Source organism: Hyphomonas sp. UBA3601 (assembly GCF_002375605.1).
GTDB lineage: Bacteria > Pseudomonadota > Alphaproteobacteria > Caulobacterales > Hyphomonadaceae > Hyphomonas.
This window is the reverse complement of the sequence record NZ_DFME01000047.1, coordinates 4,293-4,604: the sequence shown is the minus strand read 5'-3', so window position 1 is coordinate 4,604 and position 312 is coordinate 4,293. Positions and strand designations below refer to the sequence as shown.

The window sequence follows — 312 nt, the reverse complement described above, 5'->3', positions numbered from 1 at the left end:
CGTGCTGACCTCGATACGCTGGGACTTTCACAGGAAGGCTTCGGACCGGAGAAGGTCGACAGCTATGAACTCGGCATCAAAGGCAGCTTCTTCGATGATCGCCTTTTGCTGAACACAGCCGTCTTCTTTGCTGAATATACCGACCAGCAGATCACGGTTCAGAGCGGCGCGGATTCCGACAATGACGGCGTCAACGACACGTTTGTGTCGTCGGTCTTCAATGCGGGCTCCTCGGAATATACCGGCCTCGAGCTTGAGGGCAGCTGGTTCATCAATGACGAGTTCACCCTGATGGGGAACCTCGGCTATATC

At 55.1% G+C, this 312-nt stretch carries 1 protein-coding gene; it reads left to right on the top strand.

All coding sequences use genetic code 11. The annotated features are described in order from the left end of the window. On the top strand, positions 1 to 312 hold a 312-nt coding region (locus B4F73_RS05480; RefSeq protein ID WP_290482684.1), incomplete at both ends, for a TonB-dependent receptor domain-containing protein.